The sequence below is a fragment of the Lentzea sp. NPDC036955 genome, assembly GCF_055608005.1.
Genome location: NZ_JBVJRC010000013.1, coordinates 16438 through 32984, shown reverse-complemented (window position 1 = coordinate 32984; position 16547 = coordinate 16438). Strand labels below are relative to the sequence as shown.

The 16547-nt window shown below is 70.0% G+C and carries 21 protein-coding genes; 11 read left to right on the top strand and 10 right to left on the bottom strand.

The genetic code is table 11. From position 1 onward, the window contains the following. The first annotated feature begins 17 nt into the window (after positions 1-17). The 3 genes from ACZ7CF_RS36495 (at position 18) to ACZ7CF_RS36485 (ending at position 2105) form a co-directional block, all read left to right on the top strand. Entirely contained in the window at positions 18-593 is a 576-nt protein-coding gene (locus ACZ7CF_RS36495) for a TetR/AcrR family transcriptional regulator (RefSeq protein WP_360396507.1), read from the top strand. 340 nt (positions 594-933) lie between these two features. Then, positions 934-1572, top strand: a complete 639-nt coding sequence (locus tag ACZ7CF_RS36490) for an AAA family ATPase (RefSeq protein ID WP_360396509.1) — start codon at positions 934-936, stop codon at positions 1570-1572. Between the two features lie 8 nt (positions 1573-1580). Next, positions 1581-2105, top strand: coding sequence for a hypothetical protein (locus tag ACZ7CF_RS36485; protein ID WP_470371915.1), 525 nt, complete (start codon positions 1581-1583; stop codon positions 2103-2105). A gap of 125 nt (positions 2106-2230) precedes the next feature. Here the strand turns inward: ACZ7CF_RS36485 and ACZ7CF_RS36480 are convergent, their stop codons facing one another. The 3 genes from ACZ7CF_RS36480 to ACZ7CF_RS36470 form a co-directional block, all read right to left on the bottom strand. After that, a complete protein-coding gene (locus ACZ7CF_RS36480) occupies positions 2231-2509 on the bottom strand; it encodes a hypothetical protein (RefSeq protein ID WP_458432170.1) in 279 nt (92 codons plus the stop codon). Positions 2510-2665: 156 nt separating this feature from the next. Next, positions 2666-3352: a DUF5984 family protein gene (locus ACZ7CF_RS36475; protein ID WP_470371914.1), complete on the bottom strand. Its 687-nt coding sequence runs from the start codon at positions 3350-3352 to the stop codon at positions 2666-2668. 70 nt (positions 3353-3422) lie between these two features. Then, on the bottom strand, positions 3423-3734 hold the full coding sequence (locus ACZ7CF_RS36470; protein WP_360396516.1) for a hypothetical protein: 312 nt from the start codon (positions 3732-3734) through the stop codon (positions 3423-3425). Positions 3735-3798: 64 nt separating this feature from the next. On the opposite strand from ACZ7CF_RS36470, the gene ACZ7CF_RS36465 reads away from it, so the two are divergent. Further along, the gene (locus ACZ7CF_RS36465; RefSeq protein WP_470371913.1) at positions 3799-4578 is read left to right on the top strand and encodes a DNA-formamidopyrimidine glycosylase family protein; all 780 of its coding nucleotides are present in this window, start codon (positions 3799-3801) and stop codon (positions 4576-4578) included. Between the two features lie 69 nt (positions 4579-4647). Here the strand turns inward: ACZ7CF_RS36465 and ACZ7CF_RS36460 are convergent, their stop codons facing one another. Further along, entirely contained in the window at positions 4648-5175 is a 528-nt protein-coding gene (locus ACZ7CF_RS36460) for a hypothetical protein (RefSeq protein WP_470371912.1), read from the bottom strand. A gap of 100 nt (positions 5176-5275) precedes the next feature. Here ACZ7CF_RS36460 and ACZ7CF_RS36455 point away from each other — a divergent pair, with 100 nt between their 5' ends. After that, positions 5276-5569 carry a hypothetical protein gene (locus ACZ7CF_RS36455; RefSeq protein ID WP_360396520.1) on the top strand — a complete coding sequence of 98 codons (294 nt, stop codon included), beginning with the start codon at positions 5276-5278 and terminating at the stop codon, positions 5567-5569. A gap of 81 nt (positions 5570-5650) precedes the next feature. On the opposite strand, the gene ACZ7CF_RS36450 is transcribed toward ACZ7CF_RS36455, so the two are convergent. Continuing rightward, the gene (locus tag ACZ7CF_RS36450; protein WP_360396522.1) at positions 5651-5914 is read right to left on the bottom strand and encodes a GlsB/YeaQ/YmgE family stress response membrane protein; all 264 of its coding nucleotides are present in this window, start codon (positions 5912-5914) and stop codon (positions 5651-5653) included. Positions 5915-6151: 237 nt separating this feature from the next. Here ACZ7CF_RS36450 and ACZ7CF_RS36445 point away from each other — a divergent pair, with 237 nt between their 5' ends. Continuing rightward, positions 6152-7327 (top strand): SpoIIE family protein phosphatase, encoded by a 1176-nt coding sequence (locus ACZ7CF_RS36445; protein ID WP_360396524.1) that lies wholly within the window; start codon positions 6152-6154, stop codon positions 7325-7327. Then, positions 7324-7665, top strand: coding sequence for an STAS domain-containing protein (locus ACZ7CF_RS36440; protein ID WP_360396525.1), 342 nt, complete (start codon positions 7324-7326; stop codon positions 7663-7665). The genes ACZ7CF_RS36445 and ACZ7CF_RS36440 overlap by 4 nt, the downstream gene beginning before the upstream one ends. A gap of 6 nt (positions 7666-7671) precedes the next feature. Here ACZ7CF_RS36440 and ACZ7CF_RS36435 read toward each other — a convergent pair whose 3' ends face one another. Together ACZ7CF_RS36435 and ACZ7CF_RS36430 are read right to left on the bottom strand one after the other, a co-directional pair. Continuing rightward, positions 7672-7821 carry a hypothetical protein gene (locus ACZ7CF_RS36435; RefSeq protein WP_360396527.1) on the bottom strand — a complete coding sequence of 50 codons (150 nt, stop codon included), beginning with the start codon at positions 7819-7821 and terminating at the stop codon, positions 7672-7674. 112 nt (positions 7822-7933) lie between these two features. Further along, on the bottom strand, positions 7934-8971 hold the full coding sequence (locus tag ACZ7CF_RS36430; RefSeq protein WP_470371911.1) for a fatty acid desaturase family protein: 1038 nt from the start codon (positions 8969-8971) through the stop codon (positions 7934-7936). A 283-nt stretch (positions 8972-9254) separates the two neighbouring features. Here ACZ7CF_RS36430 and ACZ7CF_RS36425 point away from each other — a divergent pair, with 283 nt between their 5' ends. Beyond that, positions 9255-10064, top strand: coding sequence for a MerR family transcriptional regulator (locus ACZ7CF_RS36425; RefSeq protein ID WP_470371910.1), 810 nt, complete (start codon positions 9255-9257; stop codon positions 10062-10064). Positions 10065-10122: 58 nt separating this feature from the next. Here the strand turns inward: ACZ7CF_RS36425 and ACZ7CF_RS36420 are convergent, their stop codons facing one another. After that, positions 10123-11280, bottom strand: a complete 1158-nt coding sequence (locus tag ACZ7CF_RS36420; protein WP_470371909.1) for an FAD-dependent monooxygenase — start codon at positions 11278-11280, stop codon at positions 10123-10125. Between the two features lie 117 nt (positions 11281-11397). Between ACZ7CF_RS36420 and ACZ7CF_RS36415 the strand changes: the two genes are divergently transcribed. The 3 genes from ACZ7CF_RS36415 (at position 11398) to ACZ7CF_RS36405 (ending at position 14600) form a co-directional block, all read left to right on the top strand. After that, on the top strand, positions 11398-12318 hold the full coding sequence (locus ACZ7CF_RS36415; RefSeq protein WP_470372018.1) for a LysR family transcriptional regulator: 921 nt from the start codon (positions 11398-11400) through the stop codon (positions 12316-12318). Positions 12319-12525: 207 nt separating this feature from the next. Then, positions 12526-13614 carry a TolB family protein gene (locus ACZ7CF_RS36410; protein WP_470371908.1) on the top strand — a complete coding sequence of 363 codons (1089 nt, stop codon included), beginning with the start codon at positions 12526-12528 and terminating at the stop codon, positions 13612-13614. Between the two features lie 98 nt (positions 13615-13712). After that, complete coding sequence (locus tag ACZ7CF_RS36405) at positions 13713-14600, top strand: oxidoreductase (RefSeq protein WP_470371907.1); 888 nt, start codon at positions 13713-13715, stop codon at positions 14598-14600. A 75-nt stretch (positions 14601-14675) separates the two neighbouring features. Here the strand turns inward: ACZ7CF_RS36405 and ACZ7CF_RS36400 are convergent, their stop codons facing one another. Both ACZ7CF_RS36400 and ACZ7CF_RS36395 read right to left on the bottom strand, forming a co-directional pair. Further along, on the bottom strand, positions 14676-15083 hold the full coding sequence (locus ACZ7CF_RS36400; RefSeq protein ID WP_470371906.1) for a hypothetical protein: 408 nt from the start codon (positions 15081-15083) through the stop codon (positions 14676-14678). A gap of 112 nt (positions 15084-15195) precedes the next feature. Continuing rightward, positions 15196-16431, bottom strand: coding sequence for an MFS transporter (locus tag ACZ7CF_RS36395; protein WP_470371905.1), 1236 nt, complete (start codon positions 16429-16431; stop codon positions 15196-15198). Positions 16432-16547 lie beyond the last annotated feature (116 nt).

The following is a 16547-nucleotide window of genomic DNA, read 5'->3' as shown; positions in this document are numbered from 1 at the left end:
ATGGATAAACTAGCGGCGTGGTCCTGTCAAGCACCGGCGATGCCCGCGAGCGCCTCCTGGCGCGCCTCCTCGACGTGTTCGACGACGGTCTTCCGCCACCGGAGACGTCGCTGCGCGAGATCGCGGCCCGGACCGAGACCAGTCATGCGTTGCTGCGGTACCACTTCGGGTCGCTCACGGGTGTGCTGGCGGCGGTGCTCGGGGCGCAGCGGGCCCGTGACAACGAGGCGTTGTTCCGGGACGCGGCGCAGGGGACGTTCGACGACCTCGTGCGGGCCATCTGGCGGACGTACATGCGTCCGGAGCAGCTGTCGCGTGCGCGCGGGTTCTTCCACGTCGTGGGGCTGGCGGCGTACCGGCCGGATGAGTACGGCGAGTTCATCTCGTCGCTGGGGGACCTCACCGGGGCGTTGGCGTCGTTGGCGGAGCGGGAGGGGGCCGGTGCTGCGGAGGCGTTGACCAGGGCCACCGTTGTCGTCGCTGCGATTCGGGGGTTGTTGCTGCAGGAGGTTTTGACGCCGGGGGTGTGTTCGGAGGAGGCGGTGGCGTTGATCCTGGGGATGGGTGGGGAGCGATCCGGTTCGGAGGCCTGAACTCGGGTCAGCGTCGGCTCGCGTCAAGCGCTGCTTGTAGCTCGATCGAAGTAAATCTGCGCGATGTCCGCATTGGAGGACCTACAGGCAATACGCATGTACCGGCGGCGGCGTGCAGATGGTGCAATTCATCGAATGCGGGCCGAGCTGCAGCCCGGCGTGTCGGCCTGCGGGCAACTGCACGCCTACGGGAGCCTGCGCACCGGACTACCACTGATCGGAGGAACCCGATTTCATGCTCGCCCGTCGCGCCTACATCCCCGAGGAACTCCTGCCCACGGGCTCTCGGCGGGCATGGCCGCTCGACGTACCATGCGTCGCCCAGTTGGCTGAGGAGGGCATGTCCTTCGAGAAGCCGGTGACCTTCCTCGTCGGCGAGAACGGCTCCGGCAAGTCCACCCTCGTCGAGGCGTTCGCCGAAGCCTGGGGCTTGGACGCGCGCGGCGGGCGAGCCGGGCGCAAGTACGGCAACGACCGCCCGAAGACCGAGCTCGGCGAGATGGTGCGCTTCGAGACCACCGCGGCCGGCGTCCGGCACCGTTCCGGGACCCGCACGAAGCGCAAGGGCTACTTCCTGCGCGCGGAGACCGCCTTCGGGTTCATGGAGGCGGTCTCCGGCATGCGTGGCTACTGGGACGAGGACACCAGCGAGATGAGCCACGGCGAAGGGTTCCTCACCGTGTTCTCCGCGATGTTCCGCGAGCCGGGCTTCTACCTGATGGACGAGCCCGAAGCCGCCCTGTCGTTCCAGTCCTGTCTGCGGCTGGTGTCGCTGATGCACCAGCTCGGCAAGTCCGGCGCGCAGATCATCTGCGCCACCCACTCACCGATCCTGGCATCCACGCCGGACGCTGACATCATCGAAGTCGGCGACCACGGGTTCCACCGCACCAAGTGGGAAGACCTCGCTCTGGTCGATCACTGGCGCCGGTACATGACCACGCCGGAGGCATATCTGCGGCACGTCACCGAGAGCTGACGCGGTCGATGGACACCGGCCTGAGCGAGGCGGACGCCCGATACCGGGAGTGGATGCTCGACAACCTCCAGCGTGCCGCGGACCACTTCGGGCTCATCGTCGTCGGCGAGCCCCGGCGCGGGTGGGTCGACCGCTCAGTCGGAGCACCCGCCCGCCGAGATGAGCAGACGTACTGGCTGCGTGTGGTGTCCGAGGACGTGCGGTGGGCCGGTGGTGCGTTCTGGACGGGGAACGTCGACTCGAACGTGTTGACCGGTCTGGCGAAGCCACGTGTCCTCGACGTGTACGAGTGGGAAGAGGTGCGGCGTCAGCGCGCTGAGGTGTTGACGCTTCTTCCTGGTTCTCCGTGCTCTCGTACTGACGCGTTGCGCGACTGCGTCGACCTGCCCGACGCGTGGTGGGCAGAGCTCCGGCGAACGATCGACGTGGTCGCGGCAACGCCGACGGACCGGGTCGGCGTCGGCCAAGACCTCGTCACCACGAGGATTCGGCGTGGGAGACGGTGCATGGCGACTTGCACTGGAGCAACCTGATGCAGCCCGAGTTCGGGCTGCTGGACCGGGAGATGTGGGGGAGAGGACCCGCGGGGGTCGACGCGGCGACGCTGCTCCAGGCGCGGCGATCAGCGTTCTTGGCGTCCGCGACGAGATGGTCCTGATCACCCAGGGCGGTCGACTGGGAACAGCTGGAGGTGCCACTGCTCGTCGGCCCCTTCCCGGAACTTGATCCCGAGGTGGAACCGTCTCCAGGGCAGCGGGATCTCCCAGCGTTCCGTTCGGCCGAGCTCCACTTCGGTCACGTACACGTGCGGTGTGTTCCAGTCGAACTGCAGCTCGGCCGTTGCGGTCCAGCCATCCACGTCGCCCGGCGGGCGGCTGTCGAGCACCTCCACGACGACCTGGACCTCACCGTGTTCACGCCCGGCGAGCAGGTGCACCTGCCCATCGCCGCGATCGTCGATGAAGTTCTCGATCTCCTCGGCTCGACCGGTTCAGGGCAGCTCTTCGGCCTCGAAGAGGAAGCATCCGTGGGCCACCCACACGCTTCCTTCGAAGCGGGACATCACGTTCACCGCGCCCTTCCCGAACATTGGCTACTCCGTCGAAAAGATACGCGCGACACCTTCGCGAACCGCCGCCCAGTCCGTGCCGGGTGTCCGCCGCAGGGCAGCGGCCATCGCTCCCGAACGCTGCTGGTGTTCCCGGCGGAGCTGCTCCAGGTCGAGCTGGACGTCCGCGGCCACCCCACCGGCCTCGACCTCCGCGATGCGCCGCTCCATCGCGACCATCAGCTCCCGATCGAACGTCTCCACCGCCTGCAGGAACGACTCGGTGGGCACGCTCACCCGTCCCCGCCTCGGCACGGTGCAGTCGACCCCGCTGTCGACGGGATGTCTCCAGTCGACGGTGATCGTGTCCTGGTCGGCCACCGATCGCCACCAGAGGATGCTGGGCCCGGCACGCAGGTAGCTGGTGTTCATGAAGTGGCCGCTGTACCAGTCGACAGCCGCTTCCTCGTCCGCCCCGGGCCAGACGTCTCCGGTCAGGTGCCCGACGAGGTCCGCGGGCACCGGTTCCAGTGCGGAGGGCAGTACTTCCTGGATGTCCTCCCACAGCCGGACGACGTAGTAGTCGACCGGCGAGGACCGGTGGTGGAACAGCTTGTGCCCGTCCACCTCGATCCAGTAACGGCCGTCGGTCAACGCGAACCAGTGCAGGCGGCGCTCACCCCACGGCTCCACATCGGACAGTGGCGTGAGCTGGAAGTGGAAGCGGATCACCTCGGCAGTGTGCCCACCGCGTGGGCCCGGTGTCGAACGACTTCACCGCGGACCGGAGGGCCGGCTGTGCTCAGGCGTCGCGGCGCTCCAGTTCCTCCAGGCCGTCCTGCCAGCGCTGCTCGCGTTGGAGGGCGGTCTGCTCCCACCACGGGGTGCCGCGCTCGCCGAGGGCGACCTTGGCGAGCTGGACCCGTGCGCGGGCGTCGTGCTCCGCCTCGGGGTCGTCGGTGCGGTGGGCGGCGCTGATGTCACGGCGGGCCTTCATGAGCAGGCTGCGCAGGCGGGCCGCGGGCTCGGGTGGGATGTCGGGGTCGGTGGCCCGCCAGCGCCGCCCGTTGATGATGACGAAGTGCCCGTCTGGCGTGTGCTCCGGCTCGGCCATCGCACCAGGATCGCACCGTTCGGCCTGCCGGGCGTGTTCAGCGGGGGTGGGTGATGATGGAGTGGTGGCGGAGGGCGACAGCGTGGCGCGGATCGCGGCACGGCTCGACACCGCCACGGCCGGGATGTTGATCGTCCACAGTGATGTCCGGCATCCCCGTTTCGCCACCGTCGACCTGGCCGGGCAACGCATTCTCGACTGGCGTGCGCGGGGCAAGCACCTGTTGTGCCGCACCGACGGTGGGCTGACCGTCCACTCGCACCTGCGGATGACCGGCTCCTGGTCGGTGCTGCGGCCGGGCAAACGGCTGCCCGCGCGGGTGATGCCCGATCTGCGGATCGCGTTGCGCCTCGACGACGGCCGCACGCTCGTGGGAGTCGCGCTGCCGGTTCTGACCGTGCTGAGGACGTCCGACGAGCACGCGGTGGTGGGGCACCTGGGTCCGGATTTGCTGGGCACCGACAGCCTCTCCGCCGGTGCGGAGCGGGTCGCGGCGGCCGGGGGAGCGGCGATCGTCGCGGCGCTGCTCGACCAGCGCCGGGTGGCGGGGCTGGGCAACATGTGGGCGCAGGAGCTGCTGTTCCTGCACGGCGTCGATCCGTGGCGGGCGGCCGATTCGGTGGACGGCCTGGAGGTGTTGCTCACCGATGCCCGGCGGCGGTTGCGGCACGCGGTGCGCGAGAACCCCACGCAGAACACGACCGGTAGGCCGCGGCCCCGGCATTGGGTCTACGGCAGGGCTCGCCGTCCGTGCCTGCGTTGCGGCACACCAGTCGCGTTCCGCCCGGCCGAGCTCACCGACCACGGGCGGGAAGCGTGGTGGTGTCCCGTCTGCCAGGTGTGACGGGCACGTCCCGCCGGCTGGTCGGTGACCCGGAAGCCTTGGCACACCTGGTGGACCGGCTCACGAACGTCACCGGGTGCCGCGGGGGAATGGGCCGACGTCGGCGTGGCGGCCTGGGCGCAACGAGGCGTGGCGCTGTCCGGGGCCTGGGCCGGAACGGGCGGCCAGCGCGTCGGCGACGACACCGGTGACGAAGGCGTAGACGGCCTTGTGCAGCAGGTCGACCGCCAGTTCGCCGCGAGGCCAGGTGGGCGGGGGAGCGCCGACACCCGTTGCGTTCTCGAGGATCTGGTCGTTGGTCAGCCGGACGACCGTGAACTTCGCCGAGGACCACGGTCCGCGCAGGCCGGCGTGTGCCATGACCGAGCGCAGGACGCCCAGCAGCACGCCCTGGCCGAAGTGCATCGCCAGGTTGACCGGCACCGGCTGCCTGCCGCCGGGTCGTTCCCGCATGCCCGTGAGGCGTTGCAGGACCCGCGCCGGCACGTGGGAGTCCGGGCGGCCGGTCAGGCGCTGTTCCACCTTCTCGCCCACCGTCATCACCAGCACTCCGGCGGTCCCCGCGACCAGGCCCTCCCACAACGCGCGTTTCATCATGCCGCGTCGAGTACCCGGCGAGGGGCGACCTATCCGCAGCAGGTTGAAGGCGGCGGCGCCGGGTATGCGGTTCGCAGGACGACGTCGAGGGAGGCTGCTGATGACCGCCATGCCCGCGGTGGCCGCGTCGAGCAACTGGCGCGACGAGGACGGCACCCGGTTGCCGTCGGGTGACGTGCACGCCTGGTGGCCGGGGCAGAACCAGACGCTGTGCGGTGTGCCGTTGCACCGCGCGCGGCTCGACCGGTTCTCGCACGTGCTGTGGGCCGACGCGGTGTGGATCAACGACACCGGCGGGGAAGGCACTCCCGCGATGGCGATGTGCCCGCGCTGCACGGCGGCGACACGACCGAAGCGGACCAGGCGCGCCGACCGCACGAGGGCCCGTCCCTGACTCAAGCGGCAGCACTTGGTGGGCACGGCGAACGGCCCCGGTCACCGCGTGGGTGGCCGGGGCCGTTCGAGGTTGCGGCTATCAGCGCACGCTGCTGCGGCTGCGGCCCGAGATGGCCTCCGCGACACCGATGAGCAGCACCGAGGCGATCACCGCGACGATGAAGCCCAGCACGTTGAGCTCGAAGATGTCGCCGGTGCCGAGCAGGTTCGCGATGGTGCCGCCGATGACGGAGCCGACCAGGCCCAGCAGCAGCGTCGCCACGATTCCGAGGTTCTGCTTGCCGGGCTTGATCAGTCGGGCGAGCGCGCCGATGATCAGTCCGGCGACGATGAACCCGATCACGTCAGCCTCCTGAAGTCGATTCTGTTGCCCACCTCGGCTACCCCGGCGCCGCGCCGCCCAATCACAAACGACGATCACGTCACTGTCGCACGGCACGCCCGCGAGCAGGCCCGCGCGCCGCCGGTGCAAGTGGCAGGATCGTCGGGTGAACGTCGTCAGCGGGTGCAACGTGGTCGTGACCGGCAGCGGGCTGGTGGTGCCCGCCGCGGCGATCGCGGCTCACGTCGGAGGCCGGTGATGACCGAGTACGAGGACAGCCTCGAAGACCTCTACGACAACGCACCGTGCGGGTACGTGTCCACGTTGCCCGACGGCACCATCGTGAAGATCAACGCGACGCTGCTGCGGTGGCTCGGCCGTGAGCGGGACGCGGTGGTGGGGCGCGTCAGCTTCAGCGACCTGCTCACCGTCGGTGGGCGGATCTACTACGAGACGCACTTCGCGCCGTTGTTGCAGCTGCGGGGCGAGCTCGGTGGTGTCGCGCTGGAGCTGAGGGCGGCCGGGGGCACGCGGCTGCCCGTGCTGCTGACCTCGACCGTCAAGTCCGACGCCGGCGGCAGGGCGCGGTTCATCCGGACCACGGTGTTCGACGCGCGGGACCGGCGCGCGTACGAGGAGGAGCTGCTCAGGGGCCGCGACCTCGCCGAACGTGAACGCGACCGGGTGCAGCGGCTCGCGCGGACCCTGCAGCAGACCCTGCTGCCCCCGGCCCTGCCGGTGGTGCCCGGTGTGCAGGCCGCCGCCTACTACCACCCCGCGTCGCTGGACCAGGTCGGCGGCGACTTCTACGACCTGTTCCCGTTGCCCGGCGACACGTGGGGGTTCTTCCTCGGCGACGTGTCCGGCAAGGGCGAGGACGCGGCCGTGGTGACGTCGCTGATCCGGTACACGCTGCGCGGGGCGGCGGTCTACGACCCGGACCCCGTGAGCGTGCTCGACCACCTCAACACCGTGCTCTACCAGGCTTCCCAGGGCATGTACCCGCGGTTCTGCACGGTCGTGTGCGGCAGCATCCGCCGCGACGGCGACGCTGCGGTGATGACGGTGGCCGGTGGCGGGCACACGCCGGCCGTGGTGTTCCGGGCGGACGGGACGTCGTCGTTGCTGCACCTGCGCGGCGGACAGCTGGTCGGCGCGCTGCCCGAGGCCCGTTTCGTGGTCGCGGAGCTCCGCCTGGAGCCGGGTGACGCCATCCTGCTCTACACCGACGGCCTCACCGAGGCGCGGACCGGCGCCGACAGCTGGTACAGCGAGGAGGACCTGCTGGACGACCTCGCCGGCCTGGCACCGGCGACCGCGCCGGACGTGATCGCCGCGGTGAACCGGCTGCTGGACGCCCTGGGCGACGGTGTCGAGGACGACACGGCCCTGTTGGCGTTGAGCGTTCCCGCACGGGAGGGTGGTCGCGCGTGAACGACTTCTCGGTGACCGTCCGCACGGTGGCGGCCGGTGTGGTCCTCACCATCCGGGGCGACCTCGACGCGCACACCTCGCCCGGTGTTCTCGCCCGCACGGGTGAGCTCTCCCTGTCCCGCGGGCAGCTGCTCGTCGTGGACCTGTCCGGGCTGCGCTTCTGCGACTCCAGCGGCATCTCGGCGTTCATCGCCGCCAGGAACCTCGCCGTCGGCGCTCAGGCCGACGTCGTCCTGGTCGCTGTGCCGCGACAGGTCCTCCGGGTGCTCGACGTCGTCGGTCTGGGCGCGCTGTTCACGGTGCGCTCCAGCGTGGAGGACGCGCTCTCGGGCCGTTGAGCTGCTTCAGTGCTCCGACGGGACGCGCTGTGCGGGCACCGGTTCCTGGAACAGGTTCGTCCAGGACGGCCGGTCGGACTCGGCCGGGCCGGGCTGGGTGTGGGTCTCGTGGTTTTCGGGATGGCTGAACAGGTCGTTCGCCGAAGGCAGGGTCACGTGGTTCTTTCCGTTTGATGACAGAGGTCTTGACAGGAGAAGTCCTGGGCGCGGAACGCGGCCACCTCTCTGCCAACCGTACACCCTCCGCCGCCGATCCGGTCTTCGTTCGTCAGGCCGTGTTGCGCAGAGGTGCGCCCGCGCCGTGCAGGTGCCGGAGCACCTCGGCGTAGGAGCGGCGCAGGGTGGTCTTGCTGTACGGGATTCCGTGGCGTGCGCAGAAGTCCTCGACGACGGGTTGCGCGTGGCGCAGGTTGGGGCGGGGCATGTGCGGGTAGAGGTGGTGCTCGACCTGGTGGTTCAGCCCGCCGAGCAGGGCGTCGACCCACCGGCCGCCGGTGACGTTGCGGGAGGTGAGGACCTGCTTGTGCAGGTGGTCGAGGCGTTGTTCACCGGTGATGATCGGCATTCCCTTGTGGTTGGGCGCGAACGAGCACCCGAGGTAGACGCCCATGAGTCCTTGGTGCACGGCGATGAAGACGACGGCTTTTAGCGGAGGCAGCACGAGGAACACCGCGGTGAGGTACGCGGCCAGCGGGACGACCTGCAACGCGGTCTCGCGCCACGGGTTGCGCAGCTCCTTGCGGCACAGGGCGACGATGCCGGAGATCCGCAGCACGACCGCTTCGGCGAGCAGCAGCGGGAAGAACAGGAAGGCCTGCCGTTTGGTGATCCAGGCGTTCAGGCCGCGTTTGTCCTTGGCCTGGGCGCGGCTGAAGGCGAGGGCGTGGATCTCGATGTCGGGGTCGTGGTCCTCGTGGTTGGGGTTGGCGTGGTGGCGGTTGTGCTTCGCGACCCACCACTGGTAGCTGATCCCGGTGAGGCTGCCGTGCAGGTGCCCCACGACGTCGTTGTGCCGGTGGCTGCGGAAGATCTGCCGGTGACCCGCGTCGTGCCCGATGAACGCGAGCTGCGTGGACGCCGCGGCCAGGGCGACAGCCGTGAGCACCTGCCACCACGAGTCGCCCAGCAGCACGAAGGCCACGGCGATCCCGCCGAGCAGGACCGCGTTCACCGCCATCCGCACCAGGTAGTAGCCGCGCCGCCGGTCCAGCAACCCGGCTGCCCTGAGCTCCTTGGTGAGGCGGGCGAAGTCGCTGCCGCGCGGGCGGTCGGCCGGTTCGGTCAGTACGTCGGGCGCTGATGACATTCGTCTACTCCGGACGGTGCGGGTTCAGGTGCTCCCGCGGCGTTCGCCTGGGAGGGCGCGCGGGTGGGCCGCTGGAAGCTCGACTGGCGCAGATCAGGAGAAGAACGCCCCCGTGCGTCACCTCGTCCGCACGGTCATCGCCAGATACCCCTTTCGCGTTGGTTCAACCCGAATCGGAGGAAGTCGAGTTCCCAGGGGTGAACGACGAGACCGGCGTGTTGCACCTGCCGCAGCGGCATGTGATGTCCTTCGGGTCACCACAGCTGGAAAGGTTCCGCCTGCGATGCACTTCACGCCTCCCCGCCAGGTGAAGATCGGTGACGCCGCCGCGTTCGCCGGGACGACCCCGCGCGCGATCCGCCACTACCACCAGATCGGTCTGCTCCCCGAGCCCGAGCGGGGTGCGGACGACCGCCGCCGCTACGGCTACGACGACATGATCCGGCTGCTGTGGATCCGCAGGATGGCCGAGGCCGGCATCGCGCTCGACGACGTGCGGGCCGCGTTCGACGGGACCTGGGACGTCGCGGAGAACCTGGGGCGCCTGGAGGAGACCCTGGCCGCGCAGGAGGCGGAGATCCGCCGCCAGCGCGAGGCGGTTCAGCGGCTGCGGGTCGTGGGCAGCCCGCTGGGGTTGTTGTCGGACCTGGTGACGGACCGGCTCCGCCACCTGCCCGCCGGTGCGGTGCGCCCCTCCGACCTGGAGGCCCTGCTGGTCACCGAACGGATCTTCGGCCCGCTGGCCGCCGCGGTGCAGGCCAGCACGGTCATCGTGCTGGCCACCCACCCCGACCTGCGGGAGGAGGACGACCGCCTGGAGGCGGCCGAGGCCGCACTCGACGACGGCGTCGATCCCGGAGACCCGCGGGTCGAGGAGCTCGCCCGGCAGCGGTTCGCCTATTACGAGGCCGTGGAACGGGCCGTCGAAGCGGCCGGGCTGGACGTCGCCGAGGAGGAGCTCTTCGCCCTCGACCTGGGCGAGCAGGAAACGCGGATGAGCGCCGGCGAAGCGCTCACCAAGATGCCGTACGACTTCTCAGCCGCCCGGATGCGCTGCATCGAGCGCACGGCACAGCTCCTCGCGGACAGCTGACTCCTGCGGAAGGGCTGACGGCCCTTGCGCACGGATCAGAGGTGGCGCAACGACTGCTTCACCACGTGCGCACCTGCGAGGCAGGCGGCCGCACCCGGCTGCTCCCGGTGGCCTGGGGCGTGATCATCCAGTGGCTGAACGCGGTGTGGTGCCGCGCGAACTCCTGTGGTGTGGCGGAGTGCTCGACGGCGGCGGACAGTTCCGCGACGCGGGCGTACCGCGGGATGCGGTCGGCCTGGTAGGCCGCCAAGGCGGAGGGCACGTCGTCGGCCGCGCCGACCAGTTCGCCGAGCAGCGCGGCGTCCTCGACGCCCAGCGTCGCACCGGCCGTGATGTGCGGTGACATCGCGTGGGCCGCGTCACCGGCCAGGGCGACCCGTGCCGAGACCCAGTGCGGCAACGGCGGTACGAGCACGACCTGGTTGTGCAGGACCAGCTCCTCGGGTGTCGCGCGGATCAGCCGCGTCAGCACCCCGTCGCGGCTGTCCTCCAGGTGACGGGCCCGTTCCAGCGCCTGGTGCCTCGGGGTGCCGGTGAGCGGTGGCGACTGGAACTGGTTCACCAGCCAGTACACGCTGCCGTCGTGGGTGCGGACGTATCCGCCCCTGCACCCGTTGGTGCCCAGGACGAGCCGGTTCTCCGCGACCGCGACGCCGCCGGCCGGGACGATCGCGCGCCAGGCGTGGTGGCCGCGGTGTTCCTGCGCGGGGGTGCCCGGCACCAGCTGCGCGCGGACCGCCGAGTACGCCCCGTCCGCTCCGACGAGCACCTCGGCTTCCTCCGTGCTGCCGTCGGTCAACCGGACGGTGACGCCTCCGCTGTGTTCCTCGAACGCGCTGAACCCGGCGCCGAGGCGGATGTTCTCGCGTCCCACTGCGTCGGCGAGCAGGCCGGTCAGCTTCGCGCGGTGCACGAGCAGGTACCGGTGGTCTTCGGCATCGAACCCCGGGGTGTCGAGCAGCCTCCCCGAGGGGTCGTGGAAGCGCATCTCGCTGGGCTTGCCGATGGCCCGCACGTGCTCGCCGATGCCGAGCCCGTCGAACACCGCCAGTGCGTTGGCCCAGAGCCCCAGTCCGGCACCGGCGGTGCGGATCTCCGGTGCCCGCTCGCAGACCACCACGTCGACCCCGGCCCGGCGCAGGGCGACGCCCGTCGTCAACCCGACGATCCCGGCGCCGATCACCACAGCCCGCAGCACGGGCGCTTTCCCGGTCATGTTGTTGCCCTCCAACGGTTTCTCTCCCGTTCTTCGACCGTAGGAGCGACCGGGGGTTAACACCAGTGCAACTCTGGCAAGCAACCATTTCGAATGTGATAATCGGCTGTGCGCGACATCGACCTGAAACTGATCGAGGCGCTGGACGCGCTGCTCGCCGAGAACAGCGTGACCAAGGCCGCCGCCCGGCTGCACACCTCGGCGCCGGCGATGAGCCGCACCCTGGCCCGCCTGCGCCGCGTCTTCGACGACCCGCTGCTCGTCCGGGCCGGACGTGACCTCGTGCCGACACCACGGGCAGTGGAGCTGCGCGGTGAGGTGCACGCGATCGCCTCCAGGGCACGGGCGCTGTTCGCCCCGTCCGCCACGGCCGACCCGCGGAGCGCGGTGCGCACGTTCGACCTGCAGGTCACCGACATGCTGTCCACGACGTTCATCCCGTCGCTCATCGACGACCTGCGGGACCAGGCCCCCGGCATCTCGCTGCGGCTGCGGCCGGAGAACCTGGAGGACACCCCGGCGCTGCGGGAAGGCCTGGTCGACCTGGAGATCGGCAGCATCCGGCCCGGCGACGCGGAGGTCCACTCCGAAGCGCTCGTCGCCGAGCCGCTGATCGGCGTCGTGCGACCGGGTCACCCCCTCGCCGAGGTGGAAGTGGTGACACCGCAACGGTTCGCCGCCGCCGACCACGTCGTCGTGTCGCGGCGCGGCCGGGCACGCGGCCCGGTCGACGAGGAGCTGACCGAGCTGGGGCTGAGCCGCCGCGTGGTGGCCGTGGTGCCGACGTTCGCGAGCGCGTTGTTCCTCGCCTCGGAGACCGACGTCGTCTGCATCGCGCCCGCCCGGCTGGCCCGCCGGATGCTCGACAAGCTCGGGCTCCGCACGTTCGCGATCCCGGTGGACCTGCCGCCCGTGACGGTCGGCATGGCCTGGCACCCGCGCAACCACCACGACCGCACCCACCAGCTGCTGCGCGACCGCACCCGGCACATCATGGCCGCTGCGGGACCGGGTGGTCCTCCCGGACGTTCCTCGTAGTTTTTCCGGTCACCAGGAATAGCGGCAGTTGCGGTGATCATTGGGGAAATCGACTGTGGGAAAATCCCACTCTCTCCACTCGAAAGAGTGAGATTGAATCCGTTGTGGAGTGTGATTCACATTCCTATAGTCGAGAACGGCCGGTCTTTCGCGTTCTAGCCTGGAAGGTCTCCTCTCGTGAAAGCAACTGTGGCTTTTCTCGTTTCCGTGAGCATGCTGGGTTTCTCCTGTGCCGCTCTCGCCGAAGGTTCCGCGGTCGATTTCGGAAAGGGCGCGCGATTCGAGTCGGAGTGGAAGATCCGCCCGGCCCTGGACCCCGACTACGAGGTGGTTCAGCTCACCAGGGACAAAGAGCTCGACAACAAGATGTACCTCGACGTGGACCCCTACGTCCCGTCGCTCAACTCCGTCCTGTTCATGTCGGAACGCGACGGCGACGAGAACCTCTACCTCATGTCGCTCGACAACGGGAGGTTCGTGCAGGTCACGGACTCCGACGACATCGACGGCGACCACGCCAACGTCTCGCCGCAGACCGAGGAGGCCTTCTACCTCGACGACCGGACGCTGACCAGCGTCAGCCTGCGCGCCCCGTACCGCGAGAAGAAGATCCGCACCTTCTCGAGCAGGTACGACTTCAAGGGAATCCCCTCGCTCACGTCGGACGGCAAGACGGTCGCCGCGTCGCTGTACGACGAGGAGGAGAAAACCTCCTCGCTCGTCCTGGTCGACGTGAGATCGGGGGAGCTGCAAACGGTCAAGAAGATCGACGGGGAGGTCGACCACGTGTTGATCAACCCGGTGCACGGGGACACGCTGCTGTTCCACCTGCGCTACGACTCCCAGATCGGTCTGGTGGACATCGGCACGAAGAAGAAGACGATGCTGACCGATTCGAATGACCACGGTGCGCACCCGTTCTGGGCGTCCAACGGCCGGGACGCCGCCTTCGCACAGCGGAAGCAGGGCGAAACGCCGGACCAGGTGGTGACCTACAACATCCGCAAGCAGGAGTTCTTCAGCTACGACACCCGGGAGAGCAGCAACCACTACGCCATGAACCCCGCGCGGACGATCATCCAGGGCGACGGCCACAAGGACTCGACGGCCTACATCTACTTCTATTACATCAAAGCCGGCACGAACAAGGTCGACACCGTGAAGATGTTCAAGCACGGGAGCTCTTCGAACGAGGAGTCGGTGCACCCGCACGCCGCGTTCATCAACGACACGGACCTGATCTTCAACAGTGACGCGGACGGCAACGGCAACGTGTACCTGCTGAGGGAGAAGTAGGACGCTCGGCCGTGGAGGGGGTGCGGCGCCGGGTTCCCGGCGCCGCACCCCCGCGCTCGCACCGGTGCTCGACCCAGCCGGTGCCTAGACTGGCGATCATGACGAAGCAGCGGTGGGCCGTCGCAGACCTCCCCGACCAGACCGGGCGCACCGTCGTGGTGACCGGCGCGGCCAGCGGGGTGGGGCGCGGCACGGCGACCGCGTTCGCGGCGGCGGGGGCGCGCACGGTGCTCGCCGTGCGGGACGTCGCCGCGGGGGAGCGGGCGGCGGCGGCCATGCGCGGCACGACCGAGGTGCGTCAGCTGGACCTGGCCGACCTGGCGTCGGTGCGGGCGTTCGCGCAGGGGTGGCAGGGCGGGATCGACGTCCTCGTCAACAACGCCGGGGTGGCGATGACCCCGCAAGGCCGCACGGCGGACGGGTTCGAGCTGCAGTTCGGCACCAACCACCTCGGGCACTTCGCGTTGACGAACCTGCTGCTGCCCTCGATCACCGACCGCGTCGTCACGGTGGCGTCCGGCGCGCACAGGGCGGGGGTGCTCGACCTGGACGACCTCGACCTCGCCCGGTCCGGCTACAACCCGGTGAAGGCCTACGGCCGGTCGAAGCTCGCGAACCTGCTGTTCACGCTGGAGCTGGACCGGCGGTGCCGGGACGCGGGGTCGGCCGTCAGGGCGTTGGCCGCTCACCCCGGTTACACGGCGAGCAACCTGGGGACGAAGGGCCGCAACCGGCACCTCGTCAAGGTCGTGCACCTGGCCGGGCGGTACCTCGCGCAGAGCGAGGAGCAGGGGGCGCTGCCGTCGTTGTACGCGGCGACCCAGGACCTGCCGGGCGCCAGCTACGTGGGTCCGGACGGGAGGTTCGAGCTGCACGGCCACCCCGCGCTGGTCGGGCGGTCGGCGGCGGCCAGCGACCCGGTGCTGGCGCGGCGGTTGTGGGAGGTGTCGGAGCGGCTCACCGGCGTGACGTTCCCGCGGTGCTGACATGGGGAAGGTCCGGTCCGCACCTCGGAGGTGCGGACCGGACCTCCTCCGAGCGTCGCCCTGTGCCCGACGGGCTCAGTCCTCCACGCAGCCCTGCCTGGTGCAGACCACGCCACCGCGGTAGGTGCCGCCTTCCCACAGGGCCACGTAGACGTTGGTGAGTCCACCCGGGTAGTCGCAGTTGAGCCCGACGTTGAACCCCCTGTTCTCGCCGGGTTGTGCCGTTCGCGTCTCGAGAGGTGTCACGCAGTTCGCGGACGTACCGCGGAACCGGCCCTGCTTCTCGGAGGAGCGAGCCCTCAGCTCACCCGGGATGGAGACGCTGCGGTTGTACCACGTGATGGAACCGGAGAGGACGCTCGCGCCGTACTCGATCCGGAAGGGCGTGACCGGGTAGTCGCTCGTGCCGGCGACGCCGATCCCGGGAGCCGCGGCGGCCATCAGGGTGACCGCGCTCAACGTCGCGATGATTGTCTTGCGCATTGTCGTGATCCTTCGTCCGTTCAGCTGGAGCGCGGATTTCCGCACGTTGAACGAACGTAATGAGGCGTTCTACACGGCACCTACACGTGACACCGGGACGCGGCCCTCGCCGTCAACGGCTGAGTTCTTTCTCGTCACGGTCGGCGCCGAAAGTGCGCACACCGCGCACGGCGAACGGCAGCGCTGTGGTCGCGACGAGCGCGCTGATGCTCACCCAGATCGCCGCCGCGATGCCCGCGACCGCCGCGAACGGCGCGGTGAGTGCCAGCCCGACCGGTTCGAGCCCCAGCTGACCCAGGTAGTCCAACGACACCACCCGCGCCAGCACGGTGTCCGGCACCCGCCGTTGCAGGGCGCTGACCCACAGCACCGCGAACAGCGATCCGCCGGCCCCGTAGACCGCCATCAGCAGCGCGAGCACCGGTACCGGGAACCCAGCAGCCAACCCGACGAGCACCGGACCGGCACCCAGCATCGCCAGCAGGGCAACGGTTCCGGGTTCCTTCGGCTTCCACCGCCCGGCCATCAGCGCGCCGCCCACGGCTCCGGCCGCCTGCAGGGACAGCAGCCAGCCGTAGGACCCCAGCTCCCCGCGGGAACGCAGCACGATCGGGGCGAGCACCGCCAGCGGCGCGTGCACGAGCAGGACCTGCACCGCGCCCTGGAGGATGACCGCACCCACCCACGGCTGCCGCCCGACCGCCCGAACCCCCTCCAGCGCCTCCGAGACGGGCGACCGGCCGGACTCGGCCCGGCGCGGCGCGGAGCCGGTCGTCCGCAGGCCGATCAGAGCGACCACCGAGATGAGGAAGGTGGCGGCGTCCACCGCGAACACGACCGACGGGCCGAGGGCGGTGAACAGCGCCGCGCCCACCGGGGGCCCGATGATCAGCGCCACCCGGTTGGTCACGCCGTTGAGCCCGTTCGCCGCCTGCAGGTCGTCGTCGGGCACCAGCGAGGGGAGCAGGGCTCGCGCCGCCGGTTCGAACATGGCGCCGCCGACCCCGAGCACGAACGTGATCACCATCAGCGTCGGGACCGCCGCACCGGAGCCGACGGTGGCCAGCACCAACACGGCCACGAGCCGGACGACGTCGGCGAGCGTCATCAGCAGCACCCGGTCGCCCCGGTCGCCCAGCATCCCGCCGACCACCACGAACAGGATCAGCCCTGCGCTCTGCGCACCGAGCACCCAGCCCAGCGCGCTGGCCGGCCGGTCACCGCCCAGGACCAGCAACGTCAAAGCGACCGGTGTGAGCCCGTTTCCCAGTGCGCTGAACACCTGCCCGGTCCACAACCGCCGAAATCGCCGATGCCGGAGCGGGTGGAAAGCCTTCGGCAACCGCATGCGCGGGATCATGCCACCGCCGAATGATCGTCCTCCGGCACCGAACCGATCGAGAGTTCCTGACGTCCGATGAAATTGATGCACGTGCGGATGTCGTTCGGGGAGCCGTGCCCTGC